This is a genomic window from Paenibacillus sp. FSL R7-0216, assembly GCF_037969915.1.
Lineage (GTDB): Bacteria > Bacillota > Bacilli > Paenibacillales > Paenibacillaceae > Fontibacillus > Fontibacillus rhizolycopersici.
Genome location: NZ_CP150222.1, coordinates 3488991 through 3507621, shown reverse-complemented (window position 1 = coordinate 3507621; position 18631 = coordinate 3488991). Strand labels below are relative to the sequence as shown.

At 52.0% G+C, this 18631-nt stretch carries 20 protein-coding genes; all 20 read left to right on the top strand.

Annotated features, from left to right (window positions below; translation table 11 throughout):
- The first annotated feature begins 3 nt into the window (after nucleotides 1–3).
- The 20 genes from MKZ15_RS16155 to MKZ15_RS16060 all read left to right on the top strand — a co-directional run bounded on the left by MKZ15_RS16155 (nucleotide 4) and on the right by MKZ15_RS16060 (nucleotide 18593).
- On the top strand, nucleotides 4–1116 hold the full coding sequence (locus MKZ15_RS16155) for a sensor histidine kinase (protein WP_339816915.1): 1113 nt from the start codon (nucleotides 4–6) through the stop codon (nucleotides 1114–1116).
- A gap of 141 nt (nucleotides 1117–1257) precedes the next feature.
- Nucleotides 1258–2193 (top strand): ABC transporter ATP-binding protein, encoded by a 936-nt coding sequence (locus MKZ15_RS16150; protein WP_193416378.1) that lies wholly within the window; start codon nucleotides 1258–1260, stop codon nucleotides 2191–2193.
- Between the two features lie 45 nt (nucleotides 2194–2238).
- The gene (locus tag MKZ15_RS16145; protein ID WP_339816914.1) at nucleotides 2239–3372 is read left to right on the top strand and encodes an ABC transporter permease; all 1134 of its coding nucleotides are present in this window, start codon (nucleotides 2239–2241) and stop codon (nucleotides 3370–3372) included.
- Between the two features lies 1 nt (nucleotide 3373).
- Complete coding sequence (locus tag MKZ15_RS16140; RefSeq protein WP_155608705.1) at nucleotides 3374–4528, top strand: ABC transporter permease; 1155 nt, start codon at nucleotides 3374–3376, stop codon at nucleotides 4526–4528.
- A gap of 328 nt (nucleotides 4529–4856) precedes the next feature.
- Nucleotides 4857–5222: a histidine triad nucleotide-binding protein gene (locus tag MKZ15_RS16135; RefSeq protein ID WP_155608706.1), complete on the top strand. Its 366-nt coding sequence runs from the start codon at nucleotides 4857–4859 to the stop codon at nucleotides 5220–5222.
- Nucleotides 5223–5353: 131 nt separating this feature from the next.
- On the top strand, nucleotides 5354–5527 hold the full coding sequence (gene rpsU, locus MKZ15_RS16130) for a 30S ribosomal protein S21 (RefSeq protein ID WP_005547957.1): 174 nt from the start codon (nucleotides 5354–5356) through the stop codon (nucleotides 5525–5527).
- Nucleotides 5528–5543: 16 nt separating this feature from the next.
- On the top strand, nucleotides 5544–5987 hold the full coding sequence (locus MKZ15_RS16125; protein ID WP_155608708.1) for a GatB/YqeY domain-containing protein: 444 nt from the start codon (nucleotides 5544–5546) through the stop codon (nucleotides 5985–5987).
- A gap of 181 nt (nucleotides 5988–6168) precedes the next feature.
- Nucleotides 6169–6456, top strand: coding sequence for a sporulation protein YqfC (yqfC, locus tag MKZ15_RS16120; protein WP_155608709.1), 288 nt, complete (start codon nucleotides 6169–6171; stop codon nucleotides 6454–6456).
- Between the two features lie 3 nt (nucleotides 6457–6459).
- Entirely contained in the window at nucleotides 6460–7641 is a 1182-nt protein-coding gene (yqfD, locus tag MKZ15_RS16115) for a sporulation protein YqfD (protein ID WP_193416376.1), read from the top strand.
- A gap of 6 nt (nucleotides 7642–7647) precedes the next feature.
- Nucleotides 7648–8619, top strand: a complete 972-nt coding sequence (locus tag MKZ15_RS16110) for a PhoH family protein (RefSeq protein WP_155608710.1) — start codon at nucleotides 7648–7650, stop codon at nucleotides 8617–8619.
- Nucleotides 8620–8667: 48 nt separating this feature from the next.
- Nucleotides 8668–10959 carry an HDIG domain-containing metalloprotein gene (locus tag MKZ15_RS16105; protein WP_339816912.1) on the top strand — a complete coding sequence of 764 codons (2292 nt, stop codon included), beginning with the start codon at nucleotides 8668–8670 and terminating at the stop codon, nucleotides 10957–10959.
- Entirely contained in the window at nucleotides 10931–11434 is a 504-nt protein-coding gene (gene ybeY / locus MKZ15_RS16100; protein WP_155608712.1) for an rRNA maturation RNase YbeY, read from the top strand. Before MKZ15_RS16105 ends, ybeY begins: the two co-directional genes overlap by 29 nt.
- Nucleotides 11434–11808 (top strand): diacylglycerol kinase family protein, encoded by a 375-nt coding sequence (locus tag MKZ15_RS16095; RefSeq protein ID WP_339822448.1) that lies wholly within the window; start codon nucleotides 11434–11436, stop codon nucleotides 11806–11808. Before ybeY ends, MKZ15_RS16095 begins: the two co-directional genes overlap by 1 nt.
- A 59-nt stretch (nucleotides 11809–11867) precedes the next feature.
- Nucleotides 11868–12275: a cytidine deaminase gene (locus MKZ15_RS16090; protein ID WP_339816909.1), complete on the top strand. Its 408-nt coding sequence runs from the start codon at nucleotides 11868–11870 to the stop codon at nucleotides 12273–12275.
- A 341-nt stretch (nucleotides 12276–12616) separates the two neighbouring features.
- Nucleotides 12617–13519, top strand: a complete 903-nt coding sequence (gene era / locus MKZ15_RS16085; RefSeq protein WP_193416375.1) for a GTPase Era — start codon at nucleotides 12617–12619, stop codon at nucleotides 13517–13519.
- Nucleotides 13520–13648: 129 nt separating this feature from the next.
- The gene (locus tag MKZ15_RS16080; protein ID WP_155608715.1) at nucleotides 13649–13786 is read left to right on the top strand and encodes a YqzL family protein; all 138 of its coding nucleotides are present in this window, start codon (nucleotides 13649–13651) and stop codon (nucleotides 13784–13786) included.
- Nucleotides 13787–13824: 38 nt separating this feature from the next.
- On the top strand, nucleotides 13825–14574 hold the full coding sequence (gene recO, locus MKZ15_RS16075; protein WP_155608716.1) for a DNA repair protein RecO: 750 nt from the start codon (nucleotides 13825–13827) through the stop codon (nucleotides 14572–14574).
- Between the two features lie 448 nt (nucleotides 14575–15022).
- A complete protein-coding gene (glyQ, locus tag MKZ15_RS16070; RefSeq protein ID WP_193416576.1) occupies nucleotides 15023–15910 on the top strand; it encodes a glycine--tRNA ligase subunit alpha in 888 nt (295 codons plus the stop codon).
- The gene (glyS, locus tag MKZ15_RS16065; RefSeq protein WP_339816907.1) at nucleotides 15903–17984 is read left to right on the top strand and encodes a glycine--tRNA ligase subunit beta; all 2082 of its coding nucleotides are present in this window, start codon (nucleotides 15903–15905) and stop codon (nucleotides 17982–17984) included. The genes glyQ and glyS overlap by 8 nt, the downstream gene beginning before the upstream one ends.
- A gap of 159 nt (nucleotides 17985–18143) precedes the next feature.
- Nucleotides 18144–18593 (top strand): YaiI/YqxD family protein, encoded by a 450-nt coding sequence (locus MKZ15_RS16060; RefSeq protein ID WP_239483591.1) that lies wholly within the window; start codon nucleotides 18144–18146, stop codon nucleotides 18591–18593.
- Nucleotides 18594–18631: the final 38 nt, after the last annotated feature.

The following is an 18631-nucleotide window of genomic DNA, read 5'->3' as shown; positions in this document are numbered from 1 at the left end:
CCTATGGAAAGTTGGAGCCTCGGCAAAAGATGGCTTGTGCTTGGCCTTGCAATCGCCCTGATCTATGCGGTGGAACCGTCCCCGTCCCCTCAGCTGATCTTATTTATCCTGCTTTATCTGGCTTTGGATCTCACGGCGATCTTGCTTCACAAAACGGGTTATCGGGACGCTATTTATGGGATATTGATCGTATACTGCTCCGTTTGCGCGGTTTACGTCAACCCCGAGTTCGCACTCCTGCTGCCGCCAAGCGCCTATGAAACGGCGAGAGGGATCGCCCCGCGTATTGCCGTAACGGTCTTGCTGACGATCCCGCTGCTATTCCTGGAGGCGCCGCTTTCAGAGGTTTATGCGTTTATCGCGGCGATTAGCTTGTTTGACGGGATCTACATCCGGCACCTATTGTTGCGCCAGGTCCGGCAGGAGGAACAACTCGACAAACTGCGTTTGGATCAGGAGAAGCTGCGGAAGCAACTGCACGGTAATCGGGAGTTCATTCGGGCTTCGGAATACACAATCAAGCTGGAGGAACGAAACCGGCTCTCCCAGGAAATTCACGACGGCGTCGGCCATTCGATGACAGGAGCGCTGATCCAGATGGAGGCAGCCAAACGGGTGCTGCATACCGATCCGGCAGGGGCGGAGAAACTGCTGCAAAATGCGATCGGCATCGCCCAGGAATCGATAGAGCAAATCCGCCAAACGCTCAAGAATATGAAACCTCCGGTGGAACAGCTAGGCATTCACCGGTTGAGAAATACCGTGGAAGCCTTCGGTAGCCGTTCCGGGTTGCAGACCTCGGTCGTTCACCAAGGGGATCTGGAGAAGATTACACCGCTTTTCTGGAAGATCATTCATGACAATGTAACGGAAGCATTGACTAATACGGCCAAATACGGAGAGGCTACCTCCGTTCAAGTCGAAGTACGGGTGCTCGGCAAATGGATTCAATCCGTCGTTACGGATAATGGGCGAGGGCAGGCCAAAATCGTCAAAGGCATGGGCCTGCTCGGTATGGAGGAGCGCACGGCTGCGGTCAACGGCACGGTAATTGCGGATGGGACGCAGGGATTCAAGGTGACGACGTTGATTCCGTACGTCCCATCCAAGGAATGAAGAACCTCACCCCTCCTTGTCCGGCCCCGGCGACAACATGAACATTCTCATGCGCAAAGGATGAACTTATGCACTGACATAAGGGCATCCTTTTTTTCTACAATAGGGTCATGAACAAGAAGCAGGAATGGAGAGGTTGCAATGAATGTATTGGAGATTCATGGACTGACGAAAAAATTTGGCGACTTCATCGCAGTTGACAATATGTCCTTATCCGTTAAGGAAGGAGAAATTTTCGGGTTCCTTGGCTCCAATGGCGCCGGCAAAAGCACAACGATCCATCTGGTTGCCTCGCTGTTGCGTCCGACAAGCGGGGAAATCCGGATCCTGGATCAAGATATCGTCAAGCACAGCCGTTTTGCCAAAATGAATCTGGGGATCGTACCGCAGGATTTGGCAATCTATCAGGACATGACCGCTTATGAAAACGTGAAGTTCTTCGCTGGACTGTACGGCTTACGGGGAGCGGAACTCAAAGACCGGGCAGAGGAAGCGCTGCGATTTGTCGGGTTGGAGGATAAAGCTAAAAGCTTTCCGAAGAACTTCTCCGGTGGGATGAAGCGCCGGCTTAACATCGCGTGCGCCATTGCACACCGGCCGAAGCTGATCATTATGGATGAACCTACGGTCGGCATCGACCCACAGTCGAGGAACTACATTCTGACCTCTGTGCGCAAGTTGAACGAAATGGGCTGCACGATTATTTATACCAGCCATTACATGGAGGAAGTCGAAGAAATTTGCTCCCGAATTGCCATCATCGACCACGGGAAGATCATCGCCGACGGCACGAAAGAGCAACTGATCGCTACGATTACCGATGTGAAGGAAGTGCGCATTGAACTGAAACAAGACGGCGAGACTTTTCTAGACCTCATTCGGACATTGCCCGGGGTACGCAGTGTAACGGCACAGGAAGAGATCATTCGTATTTACAGTGATTTGTCGGTCGATAACCTGAGCGGTATCTTGAAGCGGTTGATCGACGGCGGGGCGGTGATCCGTTCCGTCGAGGAGCAGGAACCGAATCTGGAGACGGTGTTCCTGACGCTAACCGGACGCAATTTGCGGGACTAGGGCGACGGTCGGTACATCGGATCGCTTAAGGAGGAGATCAGAAGAATGAATACATTATCCATCGCGCTCAAAGAACTCAAGAGGGAGACGCGCAACCGTTGGACGCTCGTGTTCATGCTGGCGTTTCCGATCGTGCTGATGTTGATTCTGGGCACGGCTCTGTCGAACGCCTTCGGGGGTACGGCCCAGGTGGGGGATATCCGCGTGCTGGTTCGGGATAACGGTGAAAATCCGGCTTTAACTCAGGCCTTTGGAATCTTTGTCAAAGAAACCGCCGACATGGGGTTGTCATTCGAGTCGCTCGCAACCGAAATAGACGGCCGATCGGAGGTCGAGAAGGGCCATTACGACGAATACGTAGAATTGGGGCGTCAAGGCATGTCGCTTTATTTAAGCGGCCGGAATGCGATTCAGAGCAATGTTGTGCAAGGCATGATGGCTGCCTTTGCGGAGCAATACAATACAATTCTAGCCATTGAGAAGAATACACCGGGCCAGGCAGCCGCGGCTATGGCCGCAAGTTCAATGAAAACGAGGGATTATATCAAGGAGACGTCGATCACGGCCGATCGCCAGCCGGGTTCGCTTGATTATTACGCGTTGGCCATGACCTCCATGATCGCCTTGTGGAGTTCGCTTTCCGCCAGCCGGCTGATCTCCGGGGAGATCCGGCAGGGAACCAGCACACGGCTTGCGGCGTCCCCGATAGGCAAAGGGGAGATTTTCGCCGGTAAGGTGCTTGGCAACCTCGTGATTAACATGCTGTGCGTACTCATCCTCATTCTGTTCAGCAAATTCGCCTTTCAGGCTTATTGGGGAAATCATCCGGCTGCCGTCCTAGCCGTCTTGGGCTCGGAGGTCGTTATGGGCGTCAGTCTAGGTCTGGCCGTAAGCTATGTCTTGAAAGATGCGGCTACGCAGGGCGTACTCATGATCCTGACTCAGGTAGCGTCATTTTTCGGCGGAGCTTATTTTCCAATGGGGGCGGATGAAGACTTGGGTGTTATCGGTTATGCGGCGAACCTATCGCCGATCCGGTGGGCTAACGTAGCGATCACACGGATTATCTATAACGATCAGGTGTCGGTGATGTGGCCGGTCGTGGCTTTAAACTTGAGTCTCGCCATCGTCTTGTTGGCTGCGGCAGCGTGGATGATGCGACGTAAGGAGGGATTGTAACATGATCAAGGACATTTGGTGGCTCTCTTCCCATATCTTGCGAACGACGTTTCGAAAACGCAATAATTTGATTTTGTATGTTGGCTTGCCGCTAGCCGGAATTTTGTTAACGATGCTGATGTACGGCAACGTTGGAGAGACCGGCCTCAGGGTAGGCGTCGTGAATCAGGACGGGAATGAGACGATTGCTGCGGATACGGTTCGGTTTCTGGAAGGGCTGGACCAGATTCGGTTGACGAAAGTAACGGAGACGGAACTTCGCGAACAACTTGCGTCCGGGAAACTGGACAGCGGTCTTGTGCTAGCTGCGGGTTATTCGCAAAGCATTCTTACGGGTAAGCCTGACCATATCGGCATCCAATCGGTCAAAGGAGCACAGGTTACCGCGTACATGAAAGCGATGCTGTACAATTATACCGGGAATTTGGCCGCGCTTAGCCGAGCGGCCCAGGGGGACGAGACGAAGTTTGCCCGTCTTTATGCAGATTACCAGAACCCCAGCATGAAGCTGACCGTTCAGTCGGCCGATAGCTCCGCGGAGAAGAAGCAGGCAATGACGTATCAAACGATCGGCTTCCTGATCATGTTCATGATGATGTCGGCGGTAAATTTGTCGGAGTTGATTCTGAAGAGCAGAGAGGACCGCACCTTCTTCCGTGTCATTTCCTCGCCGATCAACGCCCGAAATTTCGTGATCGCCAACATTATCGTGAATTTAGTCGTGATGGCGGTGCAGATTATATTGACTCTGTTATTCTTGGAAAAGGTGTTCCGGATCGATACCGGAATTCCGTTCGGGCGAATGGCCCTGCTTCTGATGTTGTTCTCCCTGGTATCGATCAGCCTGTCTCTCGTCATCGTTGCTTTCTCCAAAAACAGCGGAGTCTCTGGCGCATTGCAGAACATTATCATTACGCCGACCTGTTTGCTCGCAGGCTGCTTCTTCCCGAGCGAGATCATGCCTGCGGCGGTGCGGCAGGTATCCGAATTTATGCCGCAGCACTGGGTACTGCAATCGATCGAAACGCTGCAGCAAGGCGAAGGTCTTGCCCGGATCTGGTTTAACCTGTCCGTACTGGCCGCGTTCGCCCTAGTCTTCTTCTTGCTTGCGGCCTACAAGATCGGACGCAACAACGACACACGCAATTTCATATAAAGTAGTTCAAAAGTCGTCTTTTGATCATGAAGCGTAAACGATGAAGCGGATTCGGCGTCGAATCTTGAATTCAAATCCATAAATAACTTATTTACTCGTGATGTACATCACAGATACAGTATCACCCTGCTGTTATACTACAGTTAGCCGACATCATATTTGCAAGCACCCCGCCGGACGTATTGGTGACAGAGAGCGTTACGCGATTTTCCGTCCAATACGTCCGTGCGACCAGCCAACTCATTATTGAGGCGGCAGGGTGCTTCTTTTTTTTGCCTATTTTCGGTATGATGAATTTTAGCAAAGAATATGTTTAGGAGGCTCTCCAATGGACAACTGTTTATTTTGCAAGATCGTTGAAGGTTCGATTCCCTCGAATAAGGTTTACGAGGATGAACGCGTTCTCGTTTTTCACGATATTCAGCCGGCTGCTCCCGTTCACGTGCTGATCATTCCTAAGAAGCATATCGCCTCGATGAACGACGTTGCTTCGGAAGATCTTGCCTTGATCGGCGAGATGCATCGAATTGCTCAGGAAACCGCGAAACAGCTTGGTGTAGCAGACAGCGGATACCGTCTGATCAACAACTGCGGACCCGACAGCGGACAAGCGGTGGCGCATTTACATTACCATCTCATCGGGGGCGCTAAGCTGGGTGCGCTGGTGCAATCCTCGGACTCGCACGCGCTCTAGAACTCCTTTTAGAAATTGGAAGAGAAAAATGCGGGCGCTCAGGTTGACACCCTATTTCTCTTTCCCCTATAATGAAGTTTGATGAACCGTGTTATGCTCTTGGACGGTCTGGTCGGAGGGAGGGAAAACTGGTGTCTGAAACTAAAGTTCGCAAAAACGAGACAATTGATGCTGCACTTCGTCGCTTTAAACGTTCCATCGCGAAAGATGGAGTATTGGCTGAGGTGAAGAAACGTAAGCATTATGAAAAGCCAAGCGTAAAGCGCAAGAAAAAGTCCGAGGCTGCTCGTAAGAGAAAGTTTTAGGAGGATTTAATCAGCGATGAATCTTAGCGAGCGATTGAACGAAGATATGAAGCAAGCGATGAAGAGTCAAGACAAGTTCAAGCTCTCCACCATTCGAATGGTTCGTGCTACGATGAAGAATCTTGAAATAGATTTGAAAAGAACTTTGAACGATAATGAAGTGCTTGATATCCTAAGTCGTGAAATCAAACAGCGCAAAGATGCCCTCCAAGAATTTGAGAAAGCGGGTCGTGACGATCTTGCCGAGCAAGTGAAAGCGGAAGCGGAGATCCTTGCTGAGTACCTTCCCGAACAGCTAAGCGAAGAAGAAATTAAAGTCATTGTACAGCAGACCATCCAGGAAACCGGTGCTTCTTCGAAAGCCGATATCGGGAAAGTGATGAGCGCGCTGATGCCCAAGGTTAAAGGCCGGGCAGACGGCAAACTCGTAAACCAGACGGTTCAACAGCTTTTGCCATAACTTCGAGAGACAAACACCTTCTATGAAGTCATTCGTAGAAGGTGTTTTTTCATTGTTTTCATCGTATCCAAGCCAAGGATGCCCGCCGGAGCAGCCTTGGCTTTTTGTTGCTCTTTTCCTTTCTCATAAATCACGGAAGGGCCGCATAATTTGTACAGTAGGGGAAGGAGGATTGCCTCATATGAGCCGGTTTGTCCGCAAAATACGCAAATGGACGGTTGATGCGCTCGACCTGCCCAGCGACCTTGTATTCGATTTGCCGAGGCTCACCTTAATTGGAGGTCAGCAGTTATATATAGAAAATCACCGGGGTGTTATCCACTTCTCTCCCGAGGCACTGCATTTGGCGCTTAGTCAAGGGACGTTGGAAGTCGAGGGGAGCGAACTGGTCATTAAAGCCATCATGCCGGAAGAGGTCGTTGTGGAAGGCCGGATTTTTGGCATCAAATATCGTGGAACGGAGGAATGAATCGTGAAATCACCGGCCTTAAGCCAGTTGAGGGGTATCGTTACCATCAGGGTCCGCGGAGGATCGATCGAACAGCTCGTTAATGAGCTGTCCCGTCAGGGTATCGACGTTTGGGATGTTAAGCCCTTGCCTGGAGGGCAAATGGATATGAAGGTATCTTTATCCGATTTCTTTCGCCTGCGGCCGCCGTTGAAACGGACAGGCTGCCGAATGTCGATTCGGGGGCGCTCCGGACTGCCGTTCGTATTGGCCAGGGTGTGGAAAAGAAAGGGGTTTATCGCCGGATTTGCCTTATTTGTTGCGGCGATTTTTTGTTTGTCCTCCCTGGTTTGGGACGTCGAAGTGAAAGGGAATGAGGAAATCGCCGCTCATGACGTCCTTCAGGCGGCGAAACAGGAGGGCATTTATCCGTTTCAGTGGATTTTTCGTTTGCCGGATCAGGACAAGCTCTCGGCAGAATTGACCCGCAAGCTGCCGGGTACCTCCTGGGTGGGAGTTACCCGCACGGGTACGCGGATCACGATTCAGGTTGTGGAAGCGACGAAGCCAAAGGACCAAAAGCTCGTTAGTCCGAGCCATCTCGTGAGTAAGCATGACGCCGTGATTACGCATATTTACGCGGAGAAGGGTCAGCCGGAGGTCGGAAAGAACGATCGGGTGAAGAAAGGACAAGTGCTGGTTTCGGGATTCCAGGGCGGCAAGCCGGTCGTGCCTCAAGCGAATATTCGCGGTATTGTCTGGCATGAGTATAATATTCAGGTCCCGCAGGTCTATCGACAGAAGGTATATACGGGAGAGCGGAAGCAGCGGGGATATTTGTATTTCGGCAATACGGCCATCCAATTGACCGGTTACGGTAAGGTCACCTACGCCCAGTCGGAGACGATGACGGACGAGGATCCGTTGACATGGCGCGGGTGGAAGCTCCCGATCGGTTGGATGACGGAGAAGGTCATGGAAACGACGGAGCTAGAGTTGAAACGGACGGAAGAACAAGCCAAGCAGGAGGGGATCGAGCGTGCAAAACGTGATATCCTAGCGAAATACGGCACGGATAGCGTCATTATGGATCAAAAAATTTTGCATGAGAAGGCCGACAATGGTAAAGTTTATATAAAAGTGCATTTCGAAGTAGAGCAGAACATAGCGGAAGAAGTGCCGATAGTACATGATCAAGGAGAATGAGGCTATTTGTCGGAACAACTGGTGAACATCAAATTACCGCTGCACAGTGCAGCTGAAGGGCTTTCTTTGTTTGGTCCTCAGGACTCGTTTCTGAAATTAATTGAACAGCATTTGCCAGCAAGCATTGTATTGCGGGAATCGGAAATTACCATCCGCGGAGAGCAGCGTGAAGCGGAGAAGGTAGAGCAGTTGTTTGAAGTGTTACTTGAACTGATCCGGAACGGATACATATTGACCGAACGTGACGTACTTTACGCTATCGATCTAGCTAAGGACTTCCGTGCCGATCAGCTGCTTGATTTATATAAAGGCGAGATTGCCATAACCTATCGCGGCAAGCCGATTCGGGTGAAGACCATTGGTCAGAAGCACTACGTCACGACGATCAAGAAACGGGATGTCGTCTTTGGCGTCGGCCCGGCCGGGACAGGCAAGACGTATTTGGCCGTTGTTTTAGCCATTACGGCGTTGAAGGAAGGTTCGGTCAAACGGATTATTTTGACGCGTCCGGCGGTTGAAGCAGGGGAGAGTCTCGGGTTCTTGCCGGGCGATCTACAGGAGAAGGTGGATCCTTATCTGCGTCCGCTGTATGATGCCTTGTATGATGTCATGGGTCCAGAACAAACGGCCAAAGCGCTGGAACGCGGGTTAATTGAGATTGCACCACTCGCCTACATGCGGGGCCGGACACTGGACGATTCGTTTATTATTTTGGACGAAGCGCAGAACACAACGCCGGAGCAGATGAAGATGTTTCTGACCCGGCTTGGCTTCGGATCCAAGATGGTTATCACCGGGGATGTGACGCAAATCGATCTCCCGAAAGGGAAGAAGTCCGGGCTGGTGGAAGCAAAGGCCATTTTGAGCGGGATTGAAGAGATCGGGTTCGTCCAATTTACGGAGTCCGATGTTGTTCGTCACTCGCTCGTGCAGAAGATTATTGTGGCGTACGACCGCGCTGCCGAAAACCAAGGGTAAGCTTCTTAGCCGCTTCAGGGTTTACCATGTTCAGGAGGGCTGTCTATTATGACAAATAACGATCAGCAAAAGAGAAGCGCGTTTCAATCCAGAATTACGGGATGGAAACATAGCACCGGTGTGCGTTATGTTCTGTTTGCGTTGCTTGTCGTTATGTTTTATGTCAGTTTGGCGCCCAAACTGCTACCCGAAACCTATGACATTGCGGTAGGTTTGCCTAGCGACAAGGAAATTATGGCGCCGATGGACATTCCCGACACCAAGGCGACGCTGAAGGCGCAGGAAGAGGCGGCTGAAAAGGTCGGACAGGTCTACACCATCCTCCCGTTACGCAATGAAACGTTAGTTGCGCAAATGCTGGATCGGATTTTCCGCTTGAACCAGGACGATCAGGTCTCGGAGGATGACAAGATCAAGATTTATCGGGAAGAACTGCCGCAGCGCGTCAAGGATTATGTGCAGAACTTCATCATGAACAACCGGAACTCCAGTGTCTACTCGCCGACCTTGTTTGAGGAAGTCACTCAACGCGTGGACGAGCAGCAGTATCATATCTCGGAGGAGACATTCATCAAGATTCCCCGCTTAACCGCGGAGGATATCAACGAGATGAAGCCGGTGGCCGCTGATATCGTTGCCCGTCTTACGGCGGATCCGATCGTCGAGGCGCAGGCGGCGCGAGCTAAAGTTGCCGAAATGGTCAGCACGAGCTCCCTAAGCAAACGGACCGCCCGCGAAGTCGTGCAGGAGTTGGCTCGTTTATCGATTACCGCCAACAAGTTCTACGATGAAGAAGCAACCAAGACGGCAAAGGTGGAAGCGCGTGAGAATACGCCAACCGTGTATATCAAACAAGGGGACGTTCTCGTCCAAAAGGGCGAAAGAATTACCCAGGAAATGTACACCTTGTTGGAGAAGAACGGCCTGCTGAAGGATGAGGTCAATTATTCGCCGCAATTCGGGCTCGTTTTGCTGTCCCTCCTGATGGCAACCGGGCTGATGTTGTTTATCCGTCAATCCGAAGGTGCCAGCCGATTCAAATATAACAATGCGCAGTTCGTCATGCTGTTATTGATTATTTTCATCACGATCCTATCTATGCATGTCATCAACATTCTGCAAACGGAACAGCAGGCTTATATCGGGTATTTAGCTCCGATCGCCACCGGTGCAATGTTGATTACGCTGCTGTTGGACTTGCCGCTGGCGTACATTTGCTCGATCTTGTTTAGCATCTTGGCTAGTATCATTTTGAATCAGCAGCAAAGCGAAATATTTGATTTTCAATTTGGCTTCTTCGCTTTGGTGACTTCGTTTGCGGCGATTTTTGCGATTCACCGGGCTAGCCAGCGTTCCACGCTGCTCAAAGCGGGGATCATGATCTGCTTGTTTGGTGCGTTGTCGATCTTCACGTTGCAGCTGATCGATAATCAGGACTGGACGCAGAACAGCACGTTGTATGCGCTTGGTTTCTCCGTGGCTGGGGGATTGGTAACGACGATTCTGGTCATCGGCTTGATGCCTTTCTTTGAGGTCACCTTTGGGATTCTCTCGGCGCTCAAATTGGTGGAATTGTCTAATCCCAACCACCCGTTGCTGCGCAAGTTGCTGACGGAAACGCCGGGAACGTACCATCACAGCGTCATGGTCGGGAATCTATCGGAAGCGGCGGCTGAAGCGATTGGCGCGAACGGCCTGCTCTGCCGTGTTGGTTCCTATTATCATGATATCGGGAAAACAAAACGGCCGAGCTATTTTATCGAAAATCAGAACAATATGGAAAACCCTCATGACTTTATAGATCCGAAGCTAAGTAAATCGATCATTATCGCCCATGCCCGGGACGGGGTGGAGATGCAAAAGGATTATAAGCTGCCGAAGCCGATTCGGGATATTGCCGAGCAGCATCATGGAACGACGTTTTTGCATTATTTTTACCATAAGGCGCTTCGTTTGGCGGAAGAACAAGGCGTGGAACCGGATTTCACTGAAGAGGATTTCCGCTATCCGGGGCCGAAAGCCCAATCGAAGGAAGCTGCAGTGGTCGGTATTGCCGACAGTGTGGAAGCGGCCGTGCGTTCGTTGCGTAAACCGACGGTGGAGCAGGTTGAGTCGATGATTGAGAAGATCATCAAAAGCCGTTTGGATGATCATCAGTTTAACGAATGTGACTTGACCATGCGGGAACTGGATTTGATCGCGCAAACGTTGAAGGAAACGGTCATGGGAATCTTCCACTCCCGGATCGAGTATCCGGAGGAAGTGAAGAAGAGTAAAGAGAACGAGGAGAAGGACAGGGGGCAAAACGTAAATGGGCCTACAGCTGGCTTGGAGCAATGAGCAGGATAAAATGGAGATCGGGCAGGAGTTGATCGATCTCTTGGATCGGGTGCTGCAGATCGCCGGACAAGCAGAGGGCGTTACCGAAGGCGAGGTCGCCCTCACGTTCGTGGACGATGAGGCGATTCATGAGCTGAACCGCGATTATCGCGGGATTGACCGACCGACGGACGTGTTGTCGTTCGCCATGAACGAATCGCTGGAGGATGAATCGGAAATGGAAATCGTCTATGAGCTCGAAGAAGACGAGGAGTTGGACGATCTGACCGATGTGCTCGGCGATATTATTATCTCCGTTGATCGGGCCAAGGCACAAAGCGAGGATTACGGCCATTCGCTGGAGCGGGAAATCGGATTCCTGTTTGTGCATGGCTTTTTGCATCTGCTAGGTTACGATCATCAGGACGCTGCCAGCGAAGCGGAAATGATGGGCAAACAGGAAGCGGCGCTCGCTGAGGTCGGGCTTGTGCGTTGATGAAGCCTTCTCGCCGCGAGTTCTCATCTTTTCGCTATGCCATGGAGGGGATCATCACTTCGTTCAAGATGCAGCGCCATGTGCGGTTCCATTGCGTAGCGGCCGTGATTGTGATTGCTGCCGCGATTACGTTGTCTCTCCCTGTGAGAGACGTGGCCTTGTTGCTATTTGTGATCGCCTTGGTCATCTCGCTTGAGCTTGTCAATACGGCGATCGAAGCCGTTGTTGATCTCGCAGCCCCGGAGTGGCATCGTCTTGGCAAGATCGCCAAGGATGCCGCGGCCGGGGCCGTACTGGTCGCAGCGATTTTTGCGGCTGCGATCGGGATCTTGATTTTTTACGAACCAGTGATGCAGTGGTTGGGTCAGCGATAAAGACTGATTCGCGCCACATATCCCGTACTTATTTGCCTTTGTTGAGGAGATGATATTGAATGGATTACGGTCAATTAATGCAAGAAGCAATTGAAGCCCGCAAAACGGCTTATATTCCCTATTCGGGATTTGGCGTGGGGGCTGCTCTCCTCGATAGCGAAGGCCATGTTCACCGCGGCTGCAACGTGGAGAACGCGGCGTACACCCCGGGGAACTGTGCGGAACGTACCGCAATGTTCCGGGCGATTGCCGACGGACACAAGCCGGGAACATTCCAGGCGATCGCGGTTGTAGGCGACACGGAGGAACCGGTAGCGCCTTGCGGCGTTTGCCGTCAAGTTCTACTGGAACTATGCGGACCGGACATGCCCGTCATACTGGGCAATCTAAAAGGCGACATCCGCCAGACTACGGTGCGGGAATTGCTCCCTTACGCATTTGCCCCCTCCCATCTGGAGGAGCGGTAACCTTCGGCTCTCGTTACCCCAAACCCGCCATACTGTTCACAAAGACGTCAGTTGAGCAACGCTAACGGACACCAGGGCCGCTATTTGCTTGCATATGGGTGCGGTCAGATTCTAACGGACTCAGGAGCCGTTATTTCGGACAAAGTGGCAAATATGACCGACTAGAAGGCTAGATAAGGTCCTTGGAGTCCGTTACACTGGGAAATCACCGGGGATTGAGCGAATAAGGTCATTACGGTCCGTTAGCGAGCGGTTCGGCATGTACAAACACGGATAAATAGAACATCAAGCACCTTTGCGGTCAGAAACGTTGATCAGGTCATAACGAAAGGAACTCAAATATGGCAAAAGCAAAATTTAAATCCGGCTTTGTGGCGATTGTAGGTCGGCCGAACGTGGGCAAATCGACGCTGATGAATCAGATCATCGGTCAGAAAATCGCCATCATGTCCGACAAACCGCAAACGACGCGGAATAAAATTCACGGCGTATATACATCGGAATCGATGCAGATCGTCTTTTTGGATACGCCAGGGATCCATAAACGCCAATCCAAACTTGGCGATTATATGAATACGACAGCGCTTAACACGCTTGGCGAGGTCGAGGCGGTGTTATTCCTCGTCGACGCCGCGGAAGGGCTGGGCGGCGGGGATCGCTTTATCATTGAACGACTAAAGGATCTGCGCACACCGGTCATCCTTGTGTTGAACAAAATCGACCGCGTGGAGCCGGAGCAATTGCTGCCTCTCATCGATGAGTACAGCAAGCTTCACTCGTTTAGCGAAATCGTGCCGATTTCGGCGATGCACGGCAATAATGTCAATACGTTGCTGGAGCAAATCGGCAAATATCTCCCGGAAGGCCCGCAATATTATCCGGAAGATCAGGTCACCGACCATCCGGAGCAGTTCGTCTGCGCGGAGTTGATTCGCGAGAAAATTCTGCACCTAACCCGCGAGGAAGTGCCGCATTCCATTGCCGTCACGATCGAAGACATGCGTGTCCAGGAGAACGGCGTGGTGAATATATCCGCAGTGATCTTCGTCGAGCGCGATTCCCAGAAGGGGATTATCATCGGCAAACAGGGGTCTTTGCTGAAGGAAGTTGGCAAGCAGGCCCGGCATGACATTGAGAACCTGCTTGGTTCGAAGATTTTTCTCGAGTTATGGGTCAAGGTCAAGAAAGATTGGCGCAACCAGGAGCGTATTCTAAAAGACCTTGGTTTCCACAAGGACTCCTAAAGGATATTATTTCATCGACATTATGAACATCGTCTATACTGGGAGTTATTGCAACGCATAGATCTCGCTCTTGGGCACATCCTATCTTTGAAGATGCAGGCGTCATTTCCGAAGAAAGGGTGAATACGAATGCGAGATTTTTCGTGGAAGTATTTTGCGATGACTGGAGATGTCGATGCTTACTTGCTTTATAAAGAAGCCAGTGGCCCGTACGAGGAGGAGGTTGCGGCTGCTGAAGAGCTGATCATAGAGGAAGAGGCTGAGTAACACGATCTGGCGGGAGAGGCGAGTTTGGGGGAAATGGAATGCTCTACAGAGTGGAAGGAATCGTCATCCGCAGCATGGACTATGGGGAAGGCAATAAAATTATTACATTATGCACGGAAACAAGCGGTAAGATCGGGGTGCTGGTGCGCGGCGCCAAAAAGGTCAAGAGCCGCCATGCGGCCCTGACCCAACCTTTTACACATGGAGAATACGTGTTCTTCCGTCAAAACAGCGGTTTGGGCACCTTAAACCAGGGTGAGATTATCGAATCTCACTTTTCTTTGCGTGAAGACCTTTTCTTGGCCGCATACGCCTCGTATGCCTGCGAGCTGCTGGATAAAACGCTGCAGGATGAAGAAATCGGCAGCTTCTGGTATACCCAACTGAAGGCTTGTCTTGAAGGCTTATCATCCGGCAAGGATCCGCAGATCGTTATCCACCTGTTTGAAATGAAAATCCTGCAGGCGGCAGGCTACGGACCTTCGTTTGAGAATTGCGTCTCTTGCGGCCGGAATGACGACTCGCCTTATGTCAGCCCGCGATTGGGCGGGAAACTGTGTCGAGGCTGCCGTCATCAGGATCCAGCCGCGATGCAGGTGACGCCCGGTGTCCTCAAGCTGCTTACATTGTTCGAACGAATGGACCTGCGCAGGCTCGGTAACGTGGAGGTTAAAGAGGAAACGAAGCAGGAGTTAAAAACGGTAATGCGTGCCTTTATGGACATGCAGCTGGGGCTTAAGCTGAAATCCCTCCATTTTCTCGATCAATTGGATAAGTATGAAATTTGACGAACGAGATAAAATTAGTTAAGATAAAAAAGAATTTCTGTGCGTTGAACGGGAAGAGTAACGAGGCAAAGTCTATAAAGTCAGCTTAAGGATCAACGGCTGATTAAGCGACCGGGGGTGGTGAGAGCCCGGATAGGCGGTCTGGTGAAACGGCGTCCCTGGAGCATAAAAGAACGATCGTGAAAAGCGGATTTGTCGGCAAAGGTCACTGATAAGCGACCTCGGCGAATCAAGTAGGGTGGAACCGCGGGAACTTAACAGTGCGAGATTAATAAGTGTTACTTCTTGATTCACTTCGTGATCAAAAGCGGACTTATTAAACAACCACTTCACAGCTCTCGTCCCTACGTCTGACAGCAGGCGTAGAGGCGGGAGCTTTTTGTATTGCCTCTCTAACTCATGCTTGCTGAACAAACCTGAAGGTTAGGAGATGAGGTTCGCCATGAGTATTAACTTTCAACAAATGATTTTGACGCTGCAGCAGTTCTGGGCAGAACAGAATTGTATCGTCGTGCAGCCGTATGACGTGGAAAAAGGGGCAGGTACCCTGAACCCGATGACGTTCCTGCGTTCCATCGGCCCGGAGCCGTGGAATGTAGCCTACGTTGAGCCTTCCCGGCGCCCGGCCGACGGCCGTTATGGGGAGAATCCCAACCGGCTGTATCAGCACCATCAGTTCCAGGTGATTATGAAGCCATCCCCGGACAACATCCAGGAAATTTACCTGGACAGCTTGAAGCGGCTCGGCATTAACCCGCTGGAGCATGACATCCGTTTCGTGGAAGACAACTGGGAGCATCCGGGACTGGGCGCCTGGGGCCTCGGCTGGGAAGTCTGGCTGGACGGCATGGAAGTGACGCAGTTTACTTACTTCCAGCAGGTCGGCGGGATCGAAACCAACCCGGTGGCCGTGGAAATTACCTACGGCATGGAGCGCCTGGCTTCCTATATCCAAGACAAGGAAAACGTGTTTGACTTGGAGTGGGTGGACGGCACGTCGTATGGCGATGTTTTTCATCAAGCCGAGTTTGAGCACTCGAAATATACGTTTGAAATCTCCGACGTTAAAATGCTATTTACGTTGTTCAACATGTACGAACAGGAAGCAGGCAAAGCGATGGAGCAGCATTTGGTGTTCCCGGCATACGATTACGTGCTGAAATGCTCGCACACGTTTAACCTGCTGGACGCCCGCGGGGCGATCAGCGTCACCGAACGGACGGGGTACATCACGCGGGTACGGAATTTGGCACGCCAGGTTGCCGCGACCTATTTGGAGGAACGCGAGAAGCTCGGCTTCCCGATGCTTCAGAAAGGGGGTGCTGCACGTGGCTAAGGATCTGCTGTTCGAAATCGGTTTGGAGGAAATGCCGGCCCGGTTCATCCGCGCTGCGTTGGAGCAGTTGAAGGAGCGGACGGTCAATTGGCTGGAGGAATCCGTCATCCAGCACGGAGCGGTGGAAGCTTATGCGACTCCGCGCCGGTTGGCTATTCTCGTTAAGGATGTGGCCGAGAAGCAGGAAGACGTGCATGAAGAGGTCAAAGGACCTTCGCGCAAAATCGCCTTGGACGAAAAAGGCGAATGGAGTAAAGCGGCACTTGGTTTTGCCCGAAGCCAAGGGGCGAGTCCGGAGCAATTCACATTCCGTGAAGTTGGCGGCACGGAGTACGTTTATGTCAATAAGAGCCGTATCGGCGTAGAAACCTCAAGCCTCGTCGCTGAGGGATTGCTGGGGATTTTGCAGGCGATGAATTTCCCGAAGAACATGCGTTGGGGAAATTACGATTTTAAATTCGTTCGCCCGATCCGCTGGATGGTGGCTTTGTTCGGCAAAGACATCATCGATCTAGAAATCGCTGGCGTGAAGTCCGGGAACGTGACACGGGGACACCGGTTCCTTGGGAATGAAACGGTGATTGAAGAGCCTGCAGCTTATGTGGAAACGCTACGCGCTCAGCAGGTGATCGCGGACGTGAACGAGCGTCAACAATTGATTCAGAACCAAATTGATGCCTTGGCCAAGGAAAAGGGCTGGCATATCGCGGTGAAGGAAGATTTGCTGGAGGAAGTGCTATTCTTGGTGGAGACGCCAACCGTGTTGTTCGGCACGTTCGAGGAATCGTTCCTGAACATTCCGCAGGAGGTGCTTATCACCTCGATGCGTGAGCATCAGCGTTATTTCCCGGTGCTGAACGAACAAGGAAACCTGCTTCCTTACTTCGTGACCGTGCGCAACGGCAACAACACCTCGCTGGATGTGATCGCCCGCGGCAACGAGAAGGTGCTTCGTGCCCGCTTGTCCGACGCGAAGTTCTTCTATGAAGAAGATCAGAAGCTGGCGATCAAGGACGCGTTGTCCAAACTCGAGAGCATCGTGTTCCATGACGAGCTCGGCACGATCGGGGACAAAGTGCGCCGTATCCGCCGCAATACGGAGAAGCTGGCGGCAATGCTTGGCACCGATACCGGGACAGCGGAGGCTGCCGCGCGTACGGCGGAAATTTGCAAGTTCGACCTGGTGACGCAAATGGTTTATGAATTCCCCGAATTGCAAGGGGTGATGGGTGAGGATTATGCCCGCAAAGCCGGCGAACCCGAAGCCGTTGCACGAGGCGTCTTCGAGCATTATCAGCCGCGTTTTGCGGACGATGCCGTGCCGGCTTCTTCCGTAGGCTCGATCGTCAGCATCGCCGACAAAATCGACACGATCGCCGGGTGCTTCTCGATCGGTATCATCCCAACCGGTTCCCAGGATCCGTACGGACTGCGCCGTCAAGCGGCGGGCATTGTCCAGATTATTGTCGAACACCAGCTGTCCGTTTCATTGACCGATATCTTCAAGCTGGCGCTGGAAACCCATCAGCAATTCCGCGGACTTAAACGCAGCGAAGAGGAAGTGCTGAAGGATCTGATGGAATTCTTCGGACTTCGCGTCAGAAAGACGCTTTCGGACGAAGGTCTCCGTTATGACGTCGTGGACGCCGTCCTGTCGGCCGGTTATAACGATGTCGTCTCCTCGGTGGCTCGTGGCAAGGCGCTGATGGATGCGGTTAACGGGAAAGAAGACTTCAAGGCGACGGTTGAATCGTTTGGACGCGTGAGTAACCTCGCAGCAAAAGCCACCGGCGAGAAGGTTCGTTCTGATTTGCTCTCCGAACCGGCGGAACAAACGCTCTACGAGGCATGGCGTTCGGTATCTGAGAAGTACCGGGAGACGCTGGCTTCCCGCGACGCTGCGGGTGCGCTGGAGCTGATTGGCGGCTTGAAGGAAGCGATCACGGTCTTCTTTGAAGCGGTTATGGTTATGGCCGAGGACGATGCCATCCGGACAAACCGCTTGGCACTGCTGGCCGCGATTGATGAAGATCTCAAGTCGTTTGCCGATTTTGGCAAACTGGTTTGGGCATAATAGAAGAAGGAAAGTAAAGCGAATGTGTGGCTGACGGCAAACGAAGGGCTTGCCGTCAGCCATCCATCGCTTATCGGCATAAATCGATAAGATTCGGCGTAACGCTTGTTTAGATTAGGCCATTTCGAGGTTATATTGTATTACATGGAGGCATGGAGGATGCGAATCGTCGTCGATGGGGACTCCTGTCCGGTAAAGGCGGAAATTGCCGAAACTGCAGGCAGGTTCGGCGTGCCGGTGTTGATGGTGGCTTCATATGATCATGTCTTACAACCGGGGCCGGGTGTAAATATCGTTCAGGTTGATCGAAGCGGACAAAGCGCTGATTTGTATATCGCCGCCCATGTGGAGAAGGGCGATATCGTTGTGACCCAGGACTACGGTCTGGCGGCTTTGGTCATCGCGAGAGCTTGCTACGGTTTATCCCCGCGCGGCGACGTCTACCATGCGGATAATATCGACTATTTGCTAGAACGCCGCCACCACCAAGCGAAGGCGAGGCGGGCAGGGCATCACAGCAAAGGGCCGAAGCCGTTTACCGGCGAAGACCGAGAACGGTTTACGGACGCTTTGTCAAAACTTTTGTCACGTTTGCAGGAGAATGTATAGTTTTAGCGAATTACTATTTACGTGTCACCCGAGAACAT